At 68.4% G+C, this 4,732-nt stretch carries 3 protein-coding genes; all 3 read left to right on the top strand.

Going from position 1 to position 4,732, the window contains the following annotated elements; all coding sequences use genetic code 11:
• The first annotated feature begins 156 nt into the window (after positions 1 to 156).
• Positions 157 to 1,752: an FAD-binding oxidoreductase gene (locus ACK6AU_RS31300; RefSeq protein WP_185698705.1), complete on the top strand. Its 1,596-nt coding sequence runs from the start codon at positions 157 to 159 to the stop codon at positions 1,750 to 1,752.
• 3 nt (positions 1,753 to 1,755) lie between these two features.
• A complete protein-coding gene (locus tag ACK6AU_RS31295; RefSeq protein ID WP_409303585.1) occupies positions 1,756 to 3,351 on the top strand; it encodes a glycerol-3-phosphate dehydrogenase/oxidase in 1,596 nt (531 codons plus the stop codon).
• A gap of 13 nt (positions 3,352 to 3,364) precedes the next feature.
• Positions 3,365 to 4,732 (top strand): FGGY-family carbohydrate kinase (locus ACK6AU_RS31290; RefSeq protein WP_409303583.1); only part of this gene is annotated, 1,368 nt, incomplete at its 3' end.

Genomic DNA, 4,732 nt, shown 5'->3' with positions numbered 1-4,732 from the left:
GCACAGGCGGCTTGTCACCTGCTTCGCTCCTGGCGCGGGCATGGCTGACTCAATCGGCTACACCCAATGGCTCGATGCGACCGTGACAGCCGGCAGCCGCGCCCTAGTATAGGGAGCCTTACGCAAGACTTATAAGAACAGCACAAGGACATACGCATGCGACGCTGGAATGGCTGGGGGGATGCATCCACGGTGGTCGAATTGCCGGCCGAAGGCGCGGGCTTTCTCGCCGAGCGCCTGGGGCCGGGATTCAGGTTGCCGGAAGCTTCCCTGGAACAGGCCCTGGCCCGGGTGCCGGCATCGCGCTTGCCGGCCCATCCGCTGTACAGCATCGAACCCCAGGAGCGGCTGTTACACGCCCGGGGCCAGAGCCTGGCGGACTGGCTGGCGTTGCGTGAAGGCGAGCTGGGGGTCTATCCGGATGCGGTGGCGTTTCCGGAAAGCGCCGGGCAGATTCGCCAATTGCTGGCCCTGGCCGAGGAACGCGACCTGTGCCTGATTCCCTATGGCGGCGGCACCTCGGTGGCCGGCCATATCAACCCGGCCTGGTCCGAGCGACCGGTGCTGACGGTGTCCCTGGCGCGCATGAGCCGCCTGCTGGACCTGGACGAAGACAGCCTGCTGGCCACCTTCGGTCCCGGCGCCAGCGGCCCCCAGGTGGAGAGCCAGTTGCGCGCCCGAGGCTACACCCTCGGGCACTTCCCGCAGTCCTGGGAGCTGTCGACCCTTGGCGGTTGGGTCGCCAGCCGTTCCAGCGGCCAGCAGTCGCTGCGCTACGGGCGCATCGAGCAATTGTTCGCCGGCGGCACCCTGGAGACCTTCGCCGGGCCGATGCCGATCGCCACCTTCCCGGCCTCCGCCGCCGGCCCCGACCTGCGTGAAGTGGTGCTGGGCAGCGAAGGGCGCTTCGGGATCATTTCCGAGGTCAAGGTGCGGGTCAGCCGCTTGCCGGACGACGAGCGTTTCTACGGGGTGTTCCTGCCGGACTGGACCCAGGCCCTGCAGGCCGTGCGAGTCCTGGCCCAGGCCCGGGTGCCGCTGTCGATGCTGCGCCTGTCCAACGCCGTGGAGACCGAGACGCAACTGGCCCTGGCCGGCCACCCGACACAGATCGCCTGGCTGGAAAAGTACCTGGCGCTGCGGGGCGCGGGCCAGGGCAAGTGCCTGTTGACCTTCGGCGTGACCGGCAATCGCCGGCAGAACGCCTTGTCCCTGCGCCAGGCGCGCCAGCATTTGAAGGTCTTTGGCGGGGTATTCACCGGCACCCTGCTGGGCAAGAAGTGGGCGCAGAACCGCTTCCGTTTCCCCTACCTGCGCGAAAGCCTGTGGAACGCCGGCTACCTGGTGGACACCCTGGAAACCGCTACCGACTGGAGCAACGTCGATGCTTTGCTGCAACGCATCGAGGACAGCCTGCGCGACGGCCTGGCCGCGGAGGGCGAGCAGGTGCATGTGTTCACCCACCTGTCTCACGTCTATGGCGAAGGCTCGAGCATCTACACCACCTACGTGTTCCGTCCGGACCGGCAGTACCCGGCGACCCTGGCCCGCTGGCAGGCGCTCAAGCACGCTGCCAGCCAGACCATCGTCAATCACCACGGCACCATCAGCCACCAGCACGGGGTGGGCAAGGACCACGCGCCGTACCTGTTGCGGGAAAAGGGTCCGCTGGCCATTGATGCGCTGCAGGCTCTGAGTCGCCACTTCGACCCGGCCGGGCGTCTCAATCCCGGCACCTTGCTGGAGCAGTGAGCCATGAACCAGGACTGGAATGCCCAGTGGCGCCAGCAGGCGCTGCCCGGGTTGGCGACTCAACCCTGGGACCTGATCGTGATCGGCGGCGGCATCAGCGGCGCCGGGATCCTGCGTGAGGCGGCCCGGCGCGGTTGGCGCTGCCTGCTGCTGGAACAGCGGGACTTTGCCTGGGGCACCTCCAGCCGTTCCTCGAAGATGGTCCATGGCGGTTTGCGCTACATCGCCAAGGGGCAGTGGCGCCTGACCCGGGATTCGGTGCGCGAGCGCCAGCGCTTGTTGCAGGAGGCTCCCGGCTTGGTCGAGCCCATGGGTTTCCTGATGCCCCATTACCGTGGCCAGTTCCCCGGCCCACGGGTGTTCGGCGGTCTGCTGAGCCTCTATGACGCCCTGGCCGGGCGGCGCAACCACAGGTTCCACGATGCTGGGCAGTTGCCGTTCCTGGTGCCGGGGGTGAAGACCCCGGGCTTGCTGGGTGGCACCTGTTTTCTCGATGCCTTGACCGACGATGCGCGGCTGGTGCTGCGGGTATTGGCCGAGGCCCGGGCCGATGGCGCCCTGGCGTTGAACGGCGTGCGGGTGACCGGTTTGTTGCGCGAGGAGGGGCGGGTCTGCGGGGTCGCGATCGACGACAGCGAAGGCGGTGCGCCACGCCAGCTGCGCTGCTCGGTCCTGGCGGTGGCCACGGGCGCCTGGGCCGAGCGCTTGCGGCCGGCGGATGCGGGGCGCCAGTTGCGGCCGTTGCGTGGCAGCCACCTGCTGTTGCCGGGCTGGCGCCTGCCGGTGGCCCATGCCTTGAGCTTCATGCATGCCGAGGACCGCCGGCCGGTGTTCGTCTTTCCCTGGGAAGGCGCCACCGTGGTCGGCACCACCGACCTGGACCACCATGAAGACCTGGACTTGAGCGCCAGCATCAGCCAGCAGGAGCTGCATTACCTGCTGGCGGCCTGCGCCCAGCAGTTTCCCGAGGCGCGGATCGTCGCCGGCGACGTGCTTTCGACCTGGGCCGGGGTACGCCCGGTGGTGGCCGCTGGCGGCGCGGACTCCCAGGGCAAACCGTCCAACGAAACCCGCGAGCATGTGCTATGGCAGGAGCCGGGGTGCGTGACCCTGGCCGGTGGCAAGCTCACCACCTTCCGGCCCCAGGCCATCGAGGTGCTGGCCGCTTGTGGGGCGATGATCGGACGCAGTGTCAGCGACGACGGCGCCCCGGTGTTCGCCCCGGTGCCGGCGGTGGACATTCCCGGGCTCAGCGGCGCCCAGCTACGGCGCCTGGCCGGGCGCCATGGCCGTGACCTGCCGCGGCTGGCGCAGTTAGTGGAGCAGTTGGGCCACGAGTGCGTCGGCGCCAGCGACACCCTGTGGGCCGAACTGGCCTTTGCCGCCGAGGCGGAAATGGTCCTGCACCTGGACGACCTGCTGCTGCGCCGCACGCGCCTGGGCCTGCTGCTGGCCGAGGGCGGCGCCAGCTACCTGCCAGCCATCCGCAACCTTTGCCAGGAGCGCCTGGGCTGGAGCGACGCCCATTGGCAAGCCGAAGAACAGCGTTACCTCGCCCTGTGGCAACGCCACCACAGCTTGCCTCGCACTGACGCCTAACCAAGAGAGCCCCATGGATAATCACAACAATGAGCGGGACTACCTGCTGGCCATCGACAACGGAACCCAGAGCGTGCGCGCGCTGCTGTTCGACCTTGCGGGCAACCTGATCGGCAAGGGCAAGGTGGAACTGGAGGCCTACTACTCGACCCAGCCCGGTTGGGCCGAACAGGACCCGGACTACTACTGGGCCAAGCTCGGCGAAGCCTGCCAGATCCTCTGGCAGCAGACCGGCATCGACCGCTCGCAGATCCGCGGGGTGTCCCTGACCACCCAGCGCGGCACCCTGATCAACGTCGATGCCCAGGGGCGGGCGCTGCGCCCGGCGATCCTCTGGCTGGACCAGCGCCAGGCCGAGCTCGAGGGCAAGCTCAAGGGCCCCTGGAGCTGGTTGTTCAAGCTGATTGGCGCCGAGGCCACGGTGGATTACTTCCGCGCCCAGGCCGAAGCCAACTGGGTGGCGCAGAAACAGCCGGAGATCTGGGCCGCCACCGACAAGTTCCTGCTGCTGTCGGGGTTTCTCACCCATCGCCTGACCGGCCATTTCGTCGACTCGGTGGGGTGCTGCGTGGCCTACCTGCCGTTCGACTACAAGCGCCTGCGCTGGGCCGCCCCCAGCGATTGGAAATGGCAGGCCCTGGCGGTACGCCGCGAGCAACTGCCGACCCTGCACAAGCCTGGTGAAACCTTGGGCCGGATCACCGCCGAGGCCAGTCGCCACACCGGCATTCCCGAGGGCCTGCCGCTGATCGCCGCCGGTGCCGACAAGGCCTGCGAGGTGCTGGGCTCCGGGGTCCAGGATTCCACCACGGCCTGTGTCTCCTATGGCACCACGGCCACCATTACCACCACCCGCGCGCATTACCTGGAGGTGGTGCCGCTGATTCCGCCGTATCCGGCAGCGGTGCCGGACCACTACAACTGCGAGGTGATGATCTTCCGTGGCTACTGGATGGTCAGCTGGTTCAAGCAGCAGTTCGGCCTGCGCGAGGTGCAGCAGGCGGCGCAGCAGGGGCTGGAGCCGGAACAGTTGTTCGACGCCCTGGTCCAGGCGGTGCCCCCGGGGTCCATGGGCCTGACCCTGCAACCCTACTGGTCGCCGGGTATTCGCGAGCCGGGGATGGAGGCCAAGGGCGCGATGATCGGTTTCGGCGACGTGCATACCCGGGCGCATATCTACCGGGCGATCCTCGAGGGCCTGGCCTACGCCCTGCGCCAGGGCATGGAGCGCATGGAGAAACGCTCGAAGCTCAAGATCACCCGCCTGCGGGTGGCCGGTGGCGGTTCCCAGAGCGATGCGGCGATGCAACTGACCGCCGATCTCTTCGGCCTGCCGGTGGCGCGTCCGCATGTCTACGTGGCCTCGGGGCCGGGCGCCGTG

Origin of the sequence: Pseudomonas sp. KCJK8993 (assembly GCF_046230915.1) — a bacterium.
Taxonomy (GTDB): domain Bacteria; phylum Pseudomonadota; class Gammaproteobacteria; order Pseudomonadales; family Pseudomonadaceae; genus Aquipseudomonas; species Aquipseudomonas piscis.
The sequence above is the reverse complement of the archived record's forward strand: the minus strand, read 5'-3'. Positions and strand labels throughout refer to the sequence as shown.